Source organism: Natrinema salifodinae (assembly GCF_900110455.1).
In the GTDB taxonomy this organism is placed as follows: domain Archaea; phylum Halobacteriota; class Halobacteria; order Halobacteriales; family Natrialbaceae; genus Natrinema; species Natrinema salifodinae.
Genome location: NZ_FOIS01000004.1, coordinates 523712 through 539602 on the forward strand (window position 1 = coordinate 523712; position 15891 = coordinate 539602).

A 15891-nucleotide genomic window follows, 5' to 3' on the forward strand; every position below is an offset into this window, starting at 1 on the left:
GCGCTCGTCGTGGAAGCGGTCACAGGCAGCGTTCGTCGGGGTCATCCTCGCGAATGTCGTGTTGGTGGCCGCGATCTAGTGGTACGACTGGCAGGCGCACGTCCTCCTGCTCGTCTACCGGCTAGAAACCGGCGTCGTCGTGGCGGTCTACGCGGCGAAGATCCACCGGGCGGAGGGGACCGACGATCCCGAGGGCATCCGGTCGTGGACGAAGGACGACGGCGAGCGGCCCGAATCGTACGTCGGCGAGTCGAACCGAACGGTTGCAACCGCGCTCGTCCGGAATTACGCCGGCCTATGGCTGTTCGCTGACGGGTTCATCTTCGTCGTTCCGTTCGCCGACGGGATGACGCTTAAGTCGGCGAGCCTCGACGTCGTCGCCCTCGCGGCCGTGGTCCTCGTCGGGTACCAGCTCTTCTCGTACTGTTCGCGCCCATACGATCCATGGATCTGTTTAAGTGACGATTGCAGGTGAGATAGCGGGCTGTCGACTATCTGCTGAACAGCGCCCCTTTGATCTGGGAATAGATGGATTGGCCACTCTTGGGATCGACGAGGCCACCGAGTTCTTCCTTCGAAATGGGGAGCTCGGGGGTGAATTCGTGACTGTAGCCGGGGATATCCGCGTCGTAGTTGTAGTACTTGGGGTAACAGTCGAAATGCTGGTACTTTCCGGTAAAGCGGTACTGACCGGGACCGAGTACCTTGTACTGTTGGGGTGGTTCCAGACCCATGCCGACATAGCAATCCCGAATCTGGCAGCGCAGGTTGTAGACGAGATAGTCACGGAACGGCTCCGGAGTGACCAGTGGGGCGGGAGAGACTTCGACACACGCGTCGGGATCGCGGTCGGGCGTCTCGCCGTAGCGGACCGTCGTCCGCTCCCCTTTTGCGACGTAATAGGTGATCAGCACTCCCGAGACCGCCTCGAGTCGATCGTCGTCGTCGAGGTAGATCTCCTGTTTGTACAACACCGCATCCTCCGGCCCGATCTTGTCCGCAGGCAGGTCGTGCGGTCGGGAGATACCGCCAGTGTCGACATCCGGATCATCGCGATAGTGGCTCAGACTCTGGGCCAACAGGTCGCCGAACCACTCTTTGATCTCCACACTCGAAAGGGGTGCCAACGCCTGCCGAACTGTCTCGAATCGGTCCGGGTTGAGATCCCATGGGACCGTGTTGTAGTCGGTCTCTTGGGCAACGTAGTACTTTGCATACTGACGAACTTGAGAGACAAACTCGCCCTCCTCTGTCGTACGTTCTGCTGGAGTGTCTGGGTAGCCGTCCTGCTCATGGAGGTGGACCTCCCCGCTAAAGTCCATAGCGAGTTTATGCTCGATATCATTAGTATCGAATACCTGAATTCCCATTCCATCATCATCTTCTTTCTTGATTGTTGCTTGCATACCTACCACCCAGTGAGTTTGTCTTTCCACGATTCGTCGTCTTTCGCTTCGTCCGTCTCGAACTCTTGATCGGTATTGAGATCGAGTAGGTCACGAAGGCGGTTTTGTATTTCGTCGGCGGTGGTATCGCCGAATTGCGTGGCGAAGACGTAGCCGATGGGCATTGCGGCGAGGCCAGCGCCGGCAGCGACGACCGGTCCGGCAACCGAGCCAGTCATCGATCCCACTTTCCAGTCGGTGGTCGCACCCTTGAACCCACTTCCCATCGTGTCCTGAAGTCGACTCGAGGCGTCGACATCGTTCTCGTCGATATAAGCGGGCAGTTCATCCGGCGTATCGACTTTCTCGACGAGATCCACTAACTCGTCCTGAGTCAACCGGTAGGTTTTGGTTGTCAGATCGCCGACTTTCCCTGCAACGAATCCCGGGCCCTCGCCGGTGGACAAGCATTCCACGTTCGACGGGCCTGCGTTCCAGTCCTTTCGCTGGATGTGAACATCGGTCCCCATCCTATTCACGACCAGCGGTTCCTCACCTGACATCGCCTCTTGGGCCGCTTCATCGGCCTCCCGCTCCAACTGCGGATCGGGGTCGATCTCGAGATCGGCGCCCTCTTGGGGCATCATGCTGATCGCAGTCCCAGTCTGCTGTTTGACGTGGGCCAGTTCGTGAGCAAGCAAGTGCTGCCCCTCCCGGCGATTCGGGATCATACTCGCCGTCGTTGAACACGATGTCGTTGCCGCAGGTGAACGCTTTTGCGTCGATCGCGTCGGCGGCCTCGGCGGCGTTTGCACCCGTGTGAATGCGGACGTCCGAGAAGTCGGCGTCCATCCGCTCCTCGAGGGCGCGTTGCAGGCTGAAATCCAGCGGCATGCCGCCGCTCCCGATGACCTCGAGTACCTGGTCGGTGACCTCGTCACGGGACGTATCGGTGCCCTCGATCGAGCGTTGGATGTTCCGTTCGCGTTTGCGTCGAGCGCGTTCACTTGGTGACGGCACCGCGACGCCACCGGGGACGGTCGCCGGATCCGGCGTTGCGGGCTCTGGCGTTGCGGGCTCCGGTGTCGCGGGGGCCGGGTGCGCCGAGGGCGGGTATGTCGGGGCGGGTTGCGTCACCGGCGGCTGTTCCGACGGCGTCCGTTGAATGCCGTCACGTCGCCGTGACGACTCGGTCTGCTCGGACGACTGGCTCTCGATCGTCGACTCGTCGGCGTCCGATTTCGACGACTTCCGATCGCGTCGTTTCTTCTCGCGCATCTATCCCCCCTCTCGTGTGGCGTTTCTGAGACGTCCGCGCCAGCTGCTGGTCCACCTATTCATTTTCTCCAATTTTATCTTAATATAACATAAATATTTCTCACGTTTGATCCTTGGTCGATAGTCTGCAGGTTTAATCGAAACGTACGTGCATAGTGTTCGATTCGACGACTCCTGGCCCTGATACTGGACCGTTCCCAGACGATGAGTCCCCTACGATGAGCCAGCGACGATTACGGACTCGAGTCGAGCGTTGTGCGGGGCCGTCCGAACGAGAGACGGGAAGACGAGAGACGACAGTTTAAACCGCGGGACGCGCCAAGGACGGACAATGAATATCGAGGAGCTGACGGGGCTCCCGCCCGGCGCGACCGACCACTTCCGGGAGGAGGGGATCGAGGAACTCTACCCGCCCCAGGCCGAGGCGGTCGAGGCCGGCGCGACCGACGGTGACAGCCTGGTCGCCGCCGTCCCCACCGCCAGCGGGAAAACGATGATCGCCGCGCTGTCGATGCTGTCGGCGATCGAACGCGGCGGGAAGGCGCTCTATATCGTCCCCCTGCGAGCCCTCGCCAGCGAAAAGAAGGAAGAGTTCGAAGCCTACGAGGAGTTCGGCGTCACGGCCGGCGTGACGACCGGCAACTACGAGAGCACCAGCGACTGGCTCGCGACGAAAGACATCATCGTCGCGACCAGCGAGAAGGTCGACTCGCTCGTGCGCAACGGGGCCGACTGGCTCTCGGATCTCACCTGCGTCGTCAGCGACGAGGTCCACCTCATCGACGACCGCAACCGCGGCCCAACGCTGGAGGTGACTCTCGCGAAACTTCGCAAGCTCAACCCCCAGCTACAGGTCGCCGCACTCTCCGCGACGGTCGGTAACGCCGACGAGATCGCCACCTGGCTCGACGCCGAACTGGTCGAGACCGACTGGCGGCCGATCGACCTCCAGATGGGGGTCCACTACGGCAACGCCCTGAACTTCGACGACGGCTCGACCAGGGAAGTGCCGGTCCAGGGCTCGGAAAAACAAGAGGCCGCGCTCGTCCGCGACATCCTCCAGGAGGGCGGCTCCTCGCTCGTGTTCGTCAACTCCCGGCGGAACGCCGAGGCCGCCGCCCGCAGGTTGGGCCAGGTTTCGAGCCGCGAACTGACCGCCGAGGAGCAGACCGAACTCGCGGACCTGGCCGACGAAATTCGCGAGGACAGCGACACCGAGACCAGTACGGACCTGGCGGACTGCGTCGAACGCGGCGCGGCCTTCCACCACGCCGGCCTCTCGAGCACCCAGCGGAGCCTGGTCGAGGACGCCTTCCGCGACCGCCTGTTGAAGGTGATCTCGGCGACGCCGACGCTGGCCGCCGGGGTGAACACGCCCGCTCGCCGCGTGATCGTCCGCGACTGGCGGCGGTTCGACTCCAGTGCGGGCGGAATGGCCCCCTTGGACGTGCTTGAAGTCCACCAGATGATGGGGCGGGCGGGCCGGCCGGGGCTGGACCCCTACGGCGAGGCCGTCCTGCTCGCCAAGAGCCACGACGAGAGCGAGGAGCTGTTCGACCGCTACGTCTGGGCCGATCCCGAGCCGGTTCGCTCGAAACTGGCGGCCGAGCCCGCGCTCCGGACACACGTGCTGGCGACCGTCGCCTCCGGGTTCGCCCGCACGCGAGAGGGACTGCTCGAGTTCCTCGAGGCCACCCTCTACGCGAGCCAGTCCAGCGAGCCGGGCCGGCTCGAACGGGTGACCGACGACGTACTGGACTACCTCGAGCGCAACGACTTCGTCGAGCGCTCCGGCGGTGCGAGCGACGCCGGCGGCGACGACGGCGCGTTCACCTCCGCCGCCGACCTCGCCGACCGCGAGAGCGGCGACGAGGAACTCGAGGCCACCAGCCTCGGCCACACCGTCTCGCGGCTCTATCTGGACCCGATGAGCGCCGCAGAGATCGTCCATGGACTCGAACGAGCCGACGAGCGCCCGACCGCGCTCGGGCTCTACCAGCTGGTTTCGCGGACGCCGGACATGTACGAGCTCTACCTGCGTTCGGGCGAGGACGAGCAGTTCGGCGAACTCTACTACGAGCGCGAGGCCGAACTGCTCGGCGACGCGCCCAGCGAGTTCGAGGAGGACCGCTTCGAGGACTGGCTCGCCGCGCTCAAGACCGGCAAGCTGCTCGAGGACTGGGCGGAAGAGACCGACGAGGAGCAGCTCACCGACCGGTACAAGATCGGTCCCGGCGACCTCCGCGGGAAGGTCGACACCGCCGAGTGGCTGCTCGGCGCGGCCGAGTCCCTGGCCGCGGAGATCGACAGCGAGTGGACCGTCGCGGTCCGGGAGGCCCGCGCCCGCGCCGAACACGGCGTCGGCGAGGAACTCCTGGAACTCGTCTCGGTCGGCGGCGTCGGCCGCAAGCGCGCCCGCAGCCTCTACGATCGGGGCATCGAGACGCCGGCCGACCTCCGGACCGCGGACAAGGGCGTCGTTCTCGACGCGCTCAAGGGCCAGAAGACGGCCGAGAACATCCTCGAGAACGCCGGCCGCGACGATCCGTCGATGGACGGCGTCGAGGCCGCGTCCGGAAGCGCCACGGAAGCGGAGAGCGCGACCGCGAGCACCGACGACAGCGACGAAGCGACCGACGCGACCAAGGCAGAGGCCGCCGACGCGGACGACAGCCAGTCCAGCCTGGGTGACTTCTAATGGAACTGCTCGAATGCCGCCTGGCGATCGACGATCTCGACGCGTTCGTGGCCGCCCTCGGCGAGATCGGCGACCGACACGGCGTGACGATTCAGGCCTTCGACGCCGGATACGTCGCCGACCGCCGCCACCTCGAGCGGGCCGTCGACCTGGCCGACCGGGCCATCGACCGCGGCGAGAACGTCGCCCGGGATCGGGCCGTCGAGATCCTACTGTACGCCGCCGGCCGCCGGCAGATCGACCGCGCGCTCGAGATGGGCGTCGCCGAGGGCGAGACGCGAGCGGTGATCCTCGTCGACGGGTGGCCAGGCGACGCTAGTGACGACGAGACCGCCGCTGACGGCGATGGAACCGACCGCACCACCGCGGACGAGAACGGCGCGATCGCGGCCCTCGAGACGATGGACGCGTTCGTCGACCGAACGCCGACGCTCGAGACCCGCGACGACGAGACGTTGTGCGACTTCTTCGAGATCACCGACGCCGAACGCGGGGCCACCGACGCGACGCTGTCGGCGGTAGTCCGCGAGCGGGTCGCGTTGCTCGACGTCGAGAAGTAACACCGACCCTCGATTCGACGGTCGGCGTCGTATCGGTATAAGGGAACAATCCGAAAAGCCGATAGTATATTTCGGCGCCGTCCCTGGTGGGACGTATGCGACCGACGGCTGTTCGAATCGGACTCGCGGTCATCGTCGGGATCGCGGCCGCCCTCGGCGGGCTCTTCGCCGCAGGGGTGATCGGCGTTCCCGACGCGGGACTGGAAGACAACGCCTGGGGCGAGGTCTCCGACGAGGAGATCGAGGTGCTGACGACGGTCTGGATCGACAACCCCAACCCTGGATTTTCGCTCGGCGATACGAGGATCGACTACGCGATAGCGATGAACGACGTCGACCTCGCGTCGGGCTCAGCCGACGACGTCACCGTGCCGTCGGGCAACACGACGACGGAGCTTCGGACCGATCTGCGATATCAGCGGCTTCCGGCCTGGTGGGCCTCGCACATCCGGAACGACGAGGTGAGCGAGCTCGCCGTCGAGACGACGGCCCACGTCGACGTCGGCCCGCTGTCGGGGTCGCCGTCGGGGACCTACACCGACGAGAAGGCAACCGAGTTAGAGCCGATGATCGCGGCGTCGCTCGCGGAGTTCGAGGGCGAACACACGCTGTCGCCGGTCGGGAGCGGCGCCGGTACCGGGACGGTCGAGCCGACCGTCGAGATCCGGGACACCGACGCCGAGTGGGGCGCCGTGACCGAGAACCGGACCGAACTCCACCTCACGTTCGACGTGCACAACCCGAACGCCCACCCGCTGCCGACCCCCGCGCTGACGGGCGAGATGGTGTTCAACGAGGTCACGGTCGCCCACTGGGACGCCCACGAGGTGGACGTGCGGGACGGACCCGACGACGCGACGATCCCGCCGCAGTCGAGCCGGGAGATCACCTTCGTCGCCGAGTTGGACAACGACGACGTCGCCGCCTGGTTCGCGACCCACGCCGACAACGAGGAGGTCACCGACGCCGAGATGCGCGCGCAGCTGGCGATGCAGATCAACGGCGAGACGCGGACGATTCCGGACGACGAGGACGCGATTCACTGCACGTACGAGTTGCGGACCGACATCTTCGTCGATCAAGCGGCGGGCCTGGAGCGCGAGGACTGTACGCTGGCTCCGTGGGCCGCGCCCGACGACGCGGCGTTCGAGGATCGGGATTCGACGGACGATCGGGCCGGCGCCGAGACCGAGTCCGAATCGACGGAGTCGAGCGACGGCCTGGCGACGGTCGCGTCCCGAGCGTCGTAACTCGTCCCGATCGGACGAAGAAACGAGACGGACCGCGTCCGCGGACGCGCGGTTAGTCGTCCGCGGTGCCGGGGCCCTCGAGCCGACCTTCCCTGGCCTCGCGGAGGCCGTCGCAGATACCGCCCTGGCTCGACATGTTGACCTTCGCGAGTCGGCCACGCTGGTGGACGAGTTCGAAGTCGTCGGGATCGATCGGCTCGCCCTCCGGCGTCCGGAACAGAACGTCGTCCAGTCCCGTAACGAGGTCGGTCTCGCAGGCCTTCTCGAAGTAGCGCTCGATCGGCGCCGTCGGAACGGTGACGGCGAACGAGCGATCGGCGACGTAGACGGCGAGCGTCTCGCTCCCGTCGGCCGTATCGGTTGCGTCGGTCGCGTCAGGCGCGTCGGTCGTCTCGTCGGTTCCGAGGTCGCGCAGTCGGAGCGAAACGATCGCCGCCGGATCGAGGCCGGCATCGAGGAGGGCCTCGACCGCGTCGTACTGGCGGGCGACGCGGGCCTTCTCGTCGAGTTCCGCCCGGACCGCCTCGACGTCGCCGTCGGCGTCCGGAAACGCCTCGGCAAAGGAGAGGCGCTCGTTGACGCCGCGGGTAATCTCCGCCTCGTGCATGTGCTCGTGAAGCGTGATCCGCGCCTCCTCGACCGCCGGCAGGGATTCGACCTCGTCGCGGGCGTCGACTGCCATCAGCCAGGCGAACGCCGGCGAGCACCAGGCGGTCGGGAGCGTGAGGTCGACGCTGACGCGTCGGCCCTCGATCTCGATCGCGTCGACGTACTCTAAGGCGACGATCGAGCGGTCGAGTTCGGGATCGGTGACGCGGTCCAATCGGTCGCGGACGGCCGCCCGCGCGGGGGGAGCGCTCGGGGCGGAGCCGTCGGAGTCGCGTGCGGTCATCAGTCGTCCGCGGGCGCGGGTTCCTCGCTCGCGTAGTGGTCCTCGAGCCCGAACTCCTGGCTGATTTCGTCGTCCTGGAACGCCTGGCGCTTCGCCTCGATGTCGATGTCGTAGAGCTCGGCGGCGTTCTCGCCCATGACCTTCTTCTTGGTTTCTACGTCCCATTCGACGCCGTACTCCATGCGGTGTTCCTGGAGGAACTCGGCCTCGATGACTTCCTCGACGAGCCAGTCGGGGTTCCACAGCGCGTAGTCCGAGCCGAACAGCACGCGGTCCTCACCGAGCCACCACAGGAGTTCGGACATGATCTCCGAGAACTTGCCCGGTCGGTTCTGGGCGAACGGCGCGGCGACGGCCAGGCCGCCGTAGACGTTGTTCTCCTGGGCGGCGATCCAGCAGAAGTCGTCGAGTCGCGGAAGGCCGACGTGTTCGACGATGAAGTTGAGTTCTGGGAACGACGAGGCGGCGTCGTCGACGTCGGCGACGTCGAAGGCGTCGCGGTTCAGCGGCCGGATCGTCGGGCCCTTGTGGGCGTGGATGTTCTCGATACCGAGGTCCGCACACTTCTGGAGGAACTCGAAGGCTGCATCGTCGTCGAGGCGCCACCCCTTCGAGTCGCCGCGCCACTCGGCGGTGTAGAGCTTCACGCCGGGAACGTCGTATTTCTCGTGGAGTTCCTCGAGGTACGCGAGGCCCTCGTCGCCGTCGCGAGGATCGAAGGTGCCGTTGAGTACGAACCGCTCGGGGTACTCAGTGGCGAGTTCGGCGTTCTGTTCGGTGGTGTTGAACCCCTCCGCGTAGAAGTCGGTGAGGTACGTCGGCTGGAAGATCGCCATGTCGGCGGCCGCGTTGGCGAACAGGTCCTCGACCATCCGATCGGCGCCGTACTTCCGGTACTCCGAGAGGCTCCACTGGCGTTCCTCGGGGGTGAACGTCGTGTGGTAGTCGTAGAAACACTGGATGAATTCCTCGCCGCCTCGGTGGTCGATGTTTTCCTCCGTAGCGTCCCACAGGTGCACGTGGCCGTCGATGACGAAGATCTCCTCTCCGTTGTGCTGGTACATCCCATCGTGGGAATCAATACCATCCCACATGATTCTTTCTTATAGATAGGTAGACTTCCACGGAGAGTTACCGTTACGGCTCAATACGGGCGGTCTCGCATCGAACGTGTCCGCGATGCGATACCCTGGGGGAACGTTATCACGTCCTACGGTGAAGTGAGGTGTGTTACCATGCAAGCAGCCAGGCTCCACGAGTACACCGAGGAGATGAGCGACGCGCTCTCGATCGACGAGGTCGACCGTCCGGATCTCGAGCGGTCCGACCAGGTGCTAGTTGAGGTCGAAGGTGCGGGGTGGTGCCAGACGGACAACCACATCATCGAGGGGATGTGGGCCGACTACGCGCCCCAGGACTTGCCGATGACGCTCGGCCACGAGAACGCGGGGATCGTCGTCGAGACCGGCGACGAGGTGACCTTAGTCGAGGAGGGCGACCCCGTCATCTGCCACCCCGTTCAGACGTGTGGCATCTGCCGGCCCTGCCGGCTCGGCGAGGACATGTACTGCGAGAACAGCGCGTTCAACGGTCTCACGACCGACGGCGGCTTCGCGGAGTTCCTCCAGACCAACGAGCGCGCGGTGATCCCGCTGCCCGACGGCGTCGACCCGACTGAGATCGCGCCCCACGCCGACGCGGGCATCACGGCCTACCACGCCGTCAAGAAGGCGGTCGACGAACTGAACCCCGGCGACACCTGCGTCGTCATCGGCGTCGGCGGCCTCGGCCACATCGGTCTCCAGTGTCTCGACGCGATGAGCGCCGCTGACATCGTCGCCGTCGACATCAAGGACGAGGCGCTCGACCTGGCCGAAGACCTGGGCGCCCGACACACCGTCAACTCCGCCGAGGAGAACCTCCCGGATATCGTCGCCGACCTGACCGACGACGAGGGCGCCCAGCAGGTCGTCGACTTCGTCGGGGGCGACGAGACGACCGGCCTGGCGCCGGAGATCGTCGCCGCCGGCGGCGACCACCACATCGTCGGTTACGGCGGGCACATCCACGAGCCGAGCCAGGCGCTGGTCGACGGCGAGTTCGCCTTCCGGGGGACCCTGGTCGGGAAGTACGCCGAACTACAGGAACTCGTCGCGCTCGTCGATCGCGGCGACGTCGAGTTGCGCACCGAGCGCCACGACTTAGACGAGATCAACACGGTCGCGGAACGACTCGAGCACAACGAGATCGAAGGCCGCGCGGTCGTCCTCCCGCCCTGACGCGACCGAACCGGAGCGGCTCGCCGGTTCGGAAAAAGACAGCGTTGTTTTCGGACGATACGTCCGCCCGACGGCGTTCGGGAGCCGACGCGTCTCGTCACCGCTCAGCCGACGGGTCGCGACCACTCGTCGTCGGGACCGCTCCGTTCGAACCGGGTCCCCTGACCGCACCGGGGACAGCTAAACTGCTGGAACTCGACCTCGTCGCCGATGACCGGGACGGTCTTCATGGTCCCCTCGGCGGCGAGTTCCATCTCGGTGCCACAGCCCGAACACGCGGGCGGATCCGTGATGGGGTCGTTTTCGGCGGACATCTCCTCAATGTTGTGTGTTACCTTCCCACTTACTTAGCCGTTCCTCCCGACCGGCGCTACGCTCTTGTGAGGGCGCGTGATACGCCCTGCATGGTCACCCTCGAGGATCCTCTCGAAATCAGCGGGATGACGGTCCCCAACCGGCTCTACCGCGCACCGCTGCTCGAGTGTGCGGGCAACGGGCCGGACGCGGTCGACACGCTGATCGACGACCTCGAACCCGCCGCGGCGTCGGGTGTCGGACTCGTCTGCCAGGGCGCGACGATCGTCCGCGGGGAGGGTGGCTGTGCCGCGCCGGGGATGACCCGCGTCCACGACCCCGAGTTCGTGGATCGGCTCTCGCGACTGACCGACCGGATCCACGACCACGGGAGCCGGATCGTCCTCCAACTCGAACACGGCGGCCTTCGGAGCATGGAGACCTGGCACGCCGAGTACCGCGCGGCCCATCCGGATCTCGAACAGCTCGCGGTGTCAGAGCCGCCGCGGCAGTTACGACTGCTCGATCGGTTAGGCTTTCTCGACTACGACCCGCACGTCCTCACCACCGCGGAGGTGTACGACCTGGCCGCGGACTTCGGTCGCGCGGCGGCGAACGCCGTCGACGCCGGCTACGACGGGATCCACCTGGCCGGCGCGAACATGGGAATCGTCCAGCAGTTCCTGTCGCCGTTCTACAACCGGCGAGGCGACGAGTTCGGCGGCTCCCCCGAGGCCCGCCTCGAGTTCCTCGCGCTGGTCCACGACGAGATCCGCGACCGCGCGGGCGACGTGCCCCTGCTGACCAAGGTGCCGGCCGAGACGCCGGCGCCGCCCTCGCCGATCGTCCGCCGGAAGCTCTCGCTCGACGACGGAGTCGAGATCGCCCGCCGGCTCGAGAGGATCGGCTACGACGCCGTCGTCCCCGTCCAGACCTCGGTCGTCTGGGACATGAGCATCGTCCGCGGCGAGCACCCCGAGCGCGCCTGGGCGAACGAGGCGCTTCGCGAGGAGTACGACGCGGCCTTCGGGGGACCGACCAGGCGACGGCTGGTCGCCCTGGCGAACCGACTCCAATCATTTCAGTACGACTTCGAGCCGGCCTGGAACGAGGACTTCTGCCGACGAGTCCGCGACCGGGTGTCGATCCCCGTCCTCGCGGAAGGCGGGATCCGGGAACGGGCGGAGATGGATCGCTTGCTCGGCGCGAGCGGCGGGGTCGAGGAAAGCGATGGGAACAAAGGAGCGGCCTGCGACATGGTCGGCCTGGCCAGGCCCTTCTACGCCGAGCCGCGCCTGGGGGCGCGACTGCTCGGAGGTGGAAACGAGACCGAACCCGGAAACGGATCGGAGTCCGAACGGAAGCGCGAGCGCGAAAGTCCGCGGGTGCTCTGCGAGAGCTGCAACAACTGTACGGTGCCGCAAGTGACGGGCGCGCCGGGAATCTGTCGCACGCCGGAGGTCCTGCGAAAGCGCGGCGAGCTCGAACGAAACGGTGCGTACGGGTCCTCCGAACGGGAGAACGCGTGAGACTTAGGCGGTGACTACGTCGCTCGTCAGTTCCTCGAGCGTTCCCTCGACCGTGTAATCGGGCGCCTCGACGCGGAACCGGGAATCGGTCGAGCCCGAGTAGTGAAGCTGGAGCGTGTACGAGCCGTCGTCGGCGATCGGGGCGGCTTCCAGACGCTCCACGTCGACTTGCTCGAGTCGGACCATCTCGCCGGCGTAATCGGGACTGGACCGGCCCTGAATCTCGTAGGTCGCCCGGTCCTCGTCGACTTCCGAGCCTTCCAGCGGGTAGCCGCGGTTGATCCACGCCTGGAATCCCTCGTCGAGCGCGTACACTTCCTCGTATCCGTCGTCGATTAACGCCGCGGCACGCAACCCGGAGAGGTGGTGTGGACAGCCGCAGTAGGTCACGATTCGATCGCTCTTGGACCAGTCGTCGATGGGATCGTCGTCGGGAGTCCGCGGCGGTGCGGTGCTCAGCGCAGCGCCGGCGATATGAGCGTTCTCGTACTGACTGGATCCGCGAGCGTCGGCCACTCGTGCTTCCTGACGCTGATACCAGTAGAAGACGTCGTCGATCGGGGCCAACGGAACGTCGACGCCGTCGAACGCCTGCGTCTCGTAGGCGCTCGTGTCGATCGAGCGTTCTTCGGGCGCCGTCTCCGGTTCCGGACCGTATCCGTCAGCGTTTCCACCAGCGTCGCCGCCAATACCGCCGAGACAGCCGGCGATGGCTCCGAAAGTCGCAGTTCCTCCGACAGCGAGGAACGTCCGTCGGTTCATATACTCCATCTAGCGACGACGGAGAGATAGTGTTTCTGGTGACGTCGCCGTTAGCCGAACCCCTTCGTTTCAACTGGAAACCGAGCGACAGCGGTCAGCCAGAACTCGAATCGAAAGAACGGGAGGAGTAGTCCCACCAGGATTCGAACCTGGGTCGAAGCCCCCAGAAGGCTTCAGGATTGGCCGCTACCCCATGGGACTGCTGCACTCGACGATAGACGGTTGCCCCTTGTAAGCGTTGCGAGTTTACCGCGGTCTGCAACGGCCCCCCACACCGCCGTGAGAGACCGACACCTACTTGCGCCGACCGGGAGCATCGTCGAGTATGTACGTCGGACGATTCGTCGTCGTCGGCCCCGAGGTCGGCGCGTACCGCGTCTCCTCACGATCGTTCCCGAACCGCGAGATCACTGCCCGAGACGAGGCGCTCACCGTCGGTCCCACCGAGGACGCCCCCGAGACCGACAACCCCTACGTCTCGTACAACTGCCTCCGGGTCGTCGACACCCCGACGGGCGAGACGGCCGCGTTCGGTAACGGCTCGCATGTCGATCCGATCGCGGAGAAGCTCGAACTCGGCTACCCCGCCCGGGACGCCCTGGCGGAGAGCCTGCTGGCGCTGGACTACGAGAAAGACGACTACGACACGCCCCGGATCGCGGCGACGATCGGGTCGGACGGCCAGGCGCTGATCGGCACGGTCCGGAAGGACGCGCTGCTCGTCGAGACCGTCGACGAGCCGACGCTGGTCGCGACCTACGAGAAGAACGCCCCCGAGCCGTTCGAACTCGATGCCGAAAGCGCGGCGGCCGCAGCGAGCAAAGTCTACGACTACGAGTTCGAACACGCGGTCTGTGCGGCCGGCATCGCCAGGACCGACGACGGGTTCGAGACGGCGATCGAGAACGGCGATTGAGACTGCGGTCGAGGTCGGAACGAGCACCGCTTTTATTCAGCTGGTTATCTATTCCTTGCGTGATGGCCGCCACGATCACCTCCGGCCGGGCAGCCGACGAGACGCCGACGCGACGTCGTGTCGCGTTCGCGGTAGCGCTCGCCGCGTGGGCAATCTGGAAGCTCGGGACCGCCGAAACGGTCGTCTGGGGAGCGGTCGCCGTCGGATTCGTCGGGTTCTCGATCGCGACGGGGCCGGCCGCCGCCACGTCGATCGGCTCGCGAATCGGGGCCTGGGTTCGCGCGATCGGAGAGACGGGGCGGGCGGCTACCATCGTCGCGTTCGTGTTTTTCGTCTCGGCCGTTCTCGTGTCCCTGCACGTGTCGACGACGACGGGGATCAGTTTCGCCTGTGGCGGCGTGCTCGGAACGATTGCAGTCGTCGCCGTCGAGACGGGCCGATCGCATTTCGTGACTGCGTCCGACTAGCGTCCGTAGACCGCCGCGGATTGCGGGTCGTACATCGCGCACTGCCGTCGTCGGCGGCCAACCTACAAACCCCTCGCGACTGTTACTCATGCGCATGAAGGTCGGACTCATCTCGGATGTCCACAGCAACCTGGTCGCCCTCGAGACCGTTCTCGAGGACATGCCGCCGGTCGACGGACTGCTGTGCGCGGGCGACGTGGTCGGCTACAACCCCTGGCCCGCGGAGTGCGTCGACGAACTGCGGGAGCGGGCGGTGCCGACGGTGATGGGCAACCACGACGCCGCAGTCGTCGAGGACACGCCGTTCCGGTTCAACGGAATGGCTCGCGCGGGCGTCGAGCACGCGAAGCGACGGCTTGGCGAGGAGCAACTGGCCTGGCTCGAGTCGCTGCCCGCCGAGCGCACCGCCTGCGACGGCCGGGTAAAACTCGTCCACGGCCATCCGGACGATCCGGATCGCTACGCGCGATACACCTATCCGTCGGAATTCTCGCCGGGACTGCTCGGCGACGAGGACGTGCTGGTGCTGGGTCACACCCACGTCCAGGGCGTCGAACGGTTCGCGGAGGGGATCGTCGTCAATCCCGGCAGTGTCGGCCAGCCCCGCGACGGGGACCCGCGAGCGGGGTACGCGGTGCTCGACCTCGACGCGCTGACCGTCGAGACCCACCGCGTCGAGTACGACGTCGAGGCGGTTCAGGACGCCGTCGACGACGCGGGACTGCCGACGCGCATCGGGACCCGCCTGGCCCGCGGGAAGTGAGCCGCGAGGTGGGCAACCAAGCGGAGAGCGGCGCCGAAAACGAATCCTTTTACACCGCACCCGCCGCTACGGTCGGATATGGTACGCACCGGTGCCACTGCGTGTACCGTCCGGAACTGTCCTCGGCACGCCGTGGGCCGGTGGTGTCGCTCGCTGGCGCGTGCGTTCCCGTCGCTGTCGAGGAGACCGCACCGGCGTCGCGTCGAGACCGCTGCCGCGAGGAGCTTCGATACAGATGTTTACACGCGTGCGTGAGGATATCCGAGCGATGTACGAGCGCGACCCCGCGGCCAAGGGGTTGCTGGAAGTCCTGTTGTGCTATCCGGGCCTGCACGCCGTCTGGGGCTACCGGCTCGCTCACCGGCTGTGGAATCGCGGCCGCGGGGGTCGCCTGGTCGCCCGCCTGATCTCGCACCTGATGCGCTGGCTGACCGGCGTGGAGATCCATCCGGGCGCGTCGCTCGGCCGACGCGTGACGATCGATCACGGGACGGGCGTCGTCATCGGCGAGACAGCCGAGATCGGCGACGACGTGCACATGTACCACGGCGTCACGCTCGGCGGGGACACCAACGAACCCGTCAAGCGGCATCCGACGGTCGAGGACGGCGCCCAGTTAGGTGCTAACGCGACGCTGTTGGGCGATATCACGATCGGCGAGGACGCGGCCGTCGGCGCCGGCTCGGTCGTCACCGGCGACGTCGAGCCGGGCGCGACCGTCATCGGCGTCCCGGCGGAGCGAGTCGACTGACGGGGACGAGGCGAAATCGGCGCTCGACCGACCCGTGCGGATCGTCCTCGTCGCCGTCGCTATTGCT

General features: G+C 66.2%; 14 protein-coding genes, 1 tRNA gene and 2 pseudogenes. 10 read left to right on the plus strand and 7 right to left on the minus strand.

The annotated features are described in order from the left end of the window. Positions 1-91: 91 nt before the first annotated feature. Positions 92-475 (plus strand): annotated as a pseudogene (locus BMY29_RS16840) (DUF6498-containing protein); the annotation flags it as partial. A gap of 16 nt (positions 476-491) precedes the next feature. Here BMY29_RS16840 and BMY29_RS16845 read toward each other — a convergent pair. Then, a complete protein-coding gene (locus tag BMY29_RS16845) occupies positions 492-1406 on the minus strand; it encodes a DUF7958 family protein (RefSeq protein ID WP_049990703.1) in 915 nt (304 codons plus the stop codon). 2 nt (positions 1407-1408) lie between these two features. Next, positions 1409-2663, minus strand: a pseudogene (locus tag BMY29_RS16850) (eCIS core domain-containing protein). Between the two features lie 331 nt (positions 2664-2994). On the opposite strand from BMY29_RS16850, the gene BMY29_RS16855 reads away from it, so the two are divergent. From BMY29_RS16855 to BMY29_RS16865, 3 genes are all read left to right on the plus strand, one after another. Next, on the plus strand, positions 2995-5361 hold the full coding sequence (locus BMY29_RS16855; RefSeq protein ID WP_049990702.1) for an ATP-dependent DNA helicase: 2367 nt from the start codon (positions 2995-2997) through the stop codon (positions 5359-5361). Further along, positions 5361-5921 (plus strand): KEOPS complex subunit Cgi121, encoded by a 561-nt coding sequence (cgi121, locus tag BMY29_RS16860; protein WP_049990701.1) that lies wholly within the window; start codon positions 5361-5363, stop codon positions 5919-5921. Before BMY29_RS16855 ends, cgi121 begins: the two co-directional genes overlap by 1 nt. Before the next feature lie 95 nt (positions 5922-6016). Beyond that, positions 6017-7171, plus strand: coding sequence for an LEA/WHy family protein (locus BMY29_RS16865; protein ID WP_074854827.1), 1155 nt, complete (start codon positions 6017-6019; stop codon positions 7169-7171). A gap of 52 nt (positions 7172-7223) precedes the next feature. Here BMY29_RS16865 and BMY29_RS16870 read toward each other — a convergent pair whose 3' ends face one another. After that, the gene (locus BMY29_RS16870; protein ID WP_049990700.1) at positions 7224-8063 is read right to left on the minus strand and encodes an iron-sulfur cluster assembly protein; all 840 of its coding nucleotides are present in this window, start codon (positions 8061-8063) and stop codon (positions 7224-7226) included. Next, positions 8063-9127: an amidohydrolase family protein gene (locus BMY29_RS16875; protein WP_049990699.1), complete on the minus strand. Its 1065-nt coding sequence runs from the start codon at positions 9125-9127 to the stop codon at positions 8063-8065. The genes BMY29_RS16870 and BMY29_RS16875 overlap by 1 nt, the downstream gene beginning before the upstream one ends. 171 nt (positions 9128-9298) lie before the next feature. On the opposite strand from BMY29_RS16875, the gene BMY29_RS16880 reads away from it, so the two are divergent. Beyond that, positions 9299-10342: an NAD(P)-dependent alcohol dehydrogenase gene (locus BMY29_RS16880; protein WP_049990698.1), complete on the plus strand. Its 1044-nt coding sequence runs from the start codon at positions 9299-9301 to the stop codon at positions 10340-10342. Positions 10343-10446: 104 nt separating this feature from the next. Here the strand turns inward: BMY29_RS16880 and BMY29_RS16885 are convergent, their stop codons facing one another. Then, positions 10447-10656, minus strand: coding sequence for a hypothetical protein (locus tag BMY29_RS16885; protein WP_049990697.1), 210 nt, complete (start codon positions 10654-10656; stop codon positions 10447-10449). A 90-nt stretch (positions 10657-10746) separates the two neighbouring features. On the opposite strand from BMY29_RS16885, the gene BMY29_RS16890 reads away from it, so the two are divergent. Next, entirely contained in the window at positions 10747-12165 is a 1419-nt protein-coding gene (locus BMY29_RS16890; protein ID WP_049990696.1) for an oxidoreductase, read from the plus strand. A 3-nt stretch (positions 12166-12168) separates the two neighbouring features. Here the strand turns inward: BMY29_RS16890 and BMY29_RS16895 are convergent, their stop codons facing one another. Then, entirely contained in the window at positions 12169-12927 is a 759-nt protein-coding gene (locus BMY29_RS16895) for a rhodanese-like domain-containing protein (protein WP_049990751.1), read from the minus strand. Positions 12928-13055: 128 nt separating this feature from the next. Beyond that, positions 13056-13128, minus strand: a tRNA-Gln gene (locus BMY29_RS16900). A 124-nt stretch (positions 13129-13252) separates the two neighbouring features. On the opposite strand from BMY29_RS16900, the gene BMY29_RS16905 reads away from it, so the two are divergent. The 4 genes from BMY29_RS16905 to cysE all read left to right on the plus strand — a co-directional run bounded on the left by BMY29_RS16905 (position 13253) and on the right by cysE (position 15824). Further along, a complete protein-coding gene (locus tag BMY29_RS16905) occupies positions 13253-13843 on the plus strand; it encodes an IMP cyclohydrolase (RefSeq protein ID WP_049990695.1) in 591 nt (196 codons plus the stop codon). A gap of 62 nt (positions 13844-13905) precedes the next feature. Beyond that, on the plus strand, positions 13906-14310 hold the full coding sequence (locus tag BMY29_RS16910; protein WP_049990694.1) for a hypothetical protein: 405 nt from the start codon (positions 13906-13908) through the stop codon (positions 14308-14310). A gap of 94 nt (positions 14311-14404) precedes the next feature. Further along, positions 14405-15073, plus strand: a complete 669-nt coding sequence (locus BMY29_RS16915) for a metallophosphoesterase family protein (protein ID WP_049990750.1) — start codon at positions 14405-14407, stop codon at positions 15071-15073. Between the two features lie 235 nt (positions 15074-15308). Then, positions 15309-15824 (plus strand): serine O-acetyltransferase, encoded by a 516-nt coding sequence (gene cysE, locus BMY29_RS16920; RefSeq protein ID WP_049990693.1) that lies wholly within the window; start codon positions 15309-15311, stop codon positions 15822-15824. Positions 15825-15891: the final 67 nt, after the last annotated feature.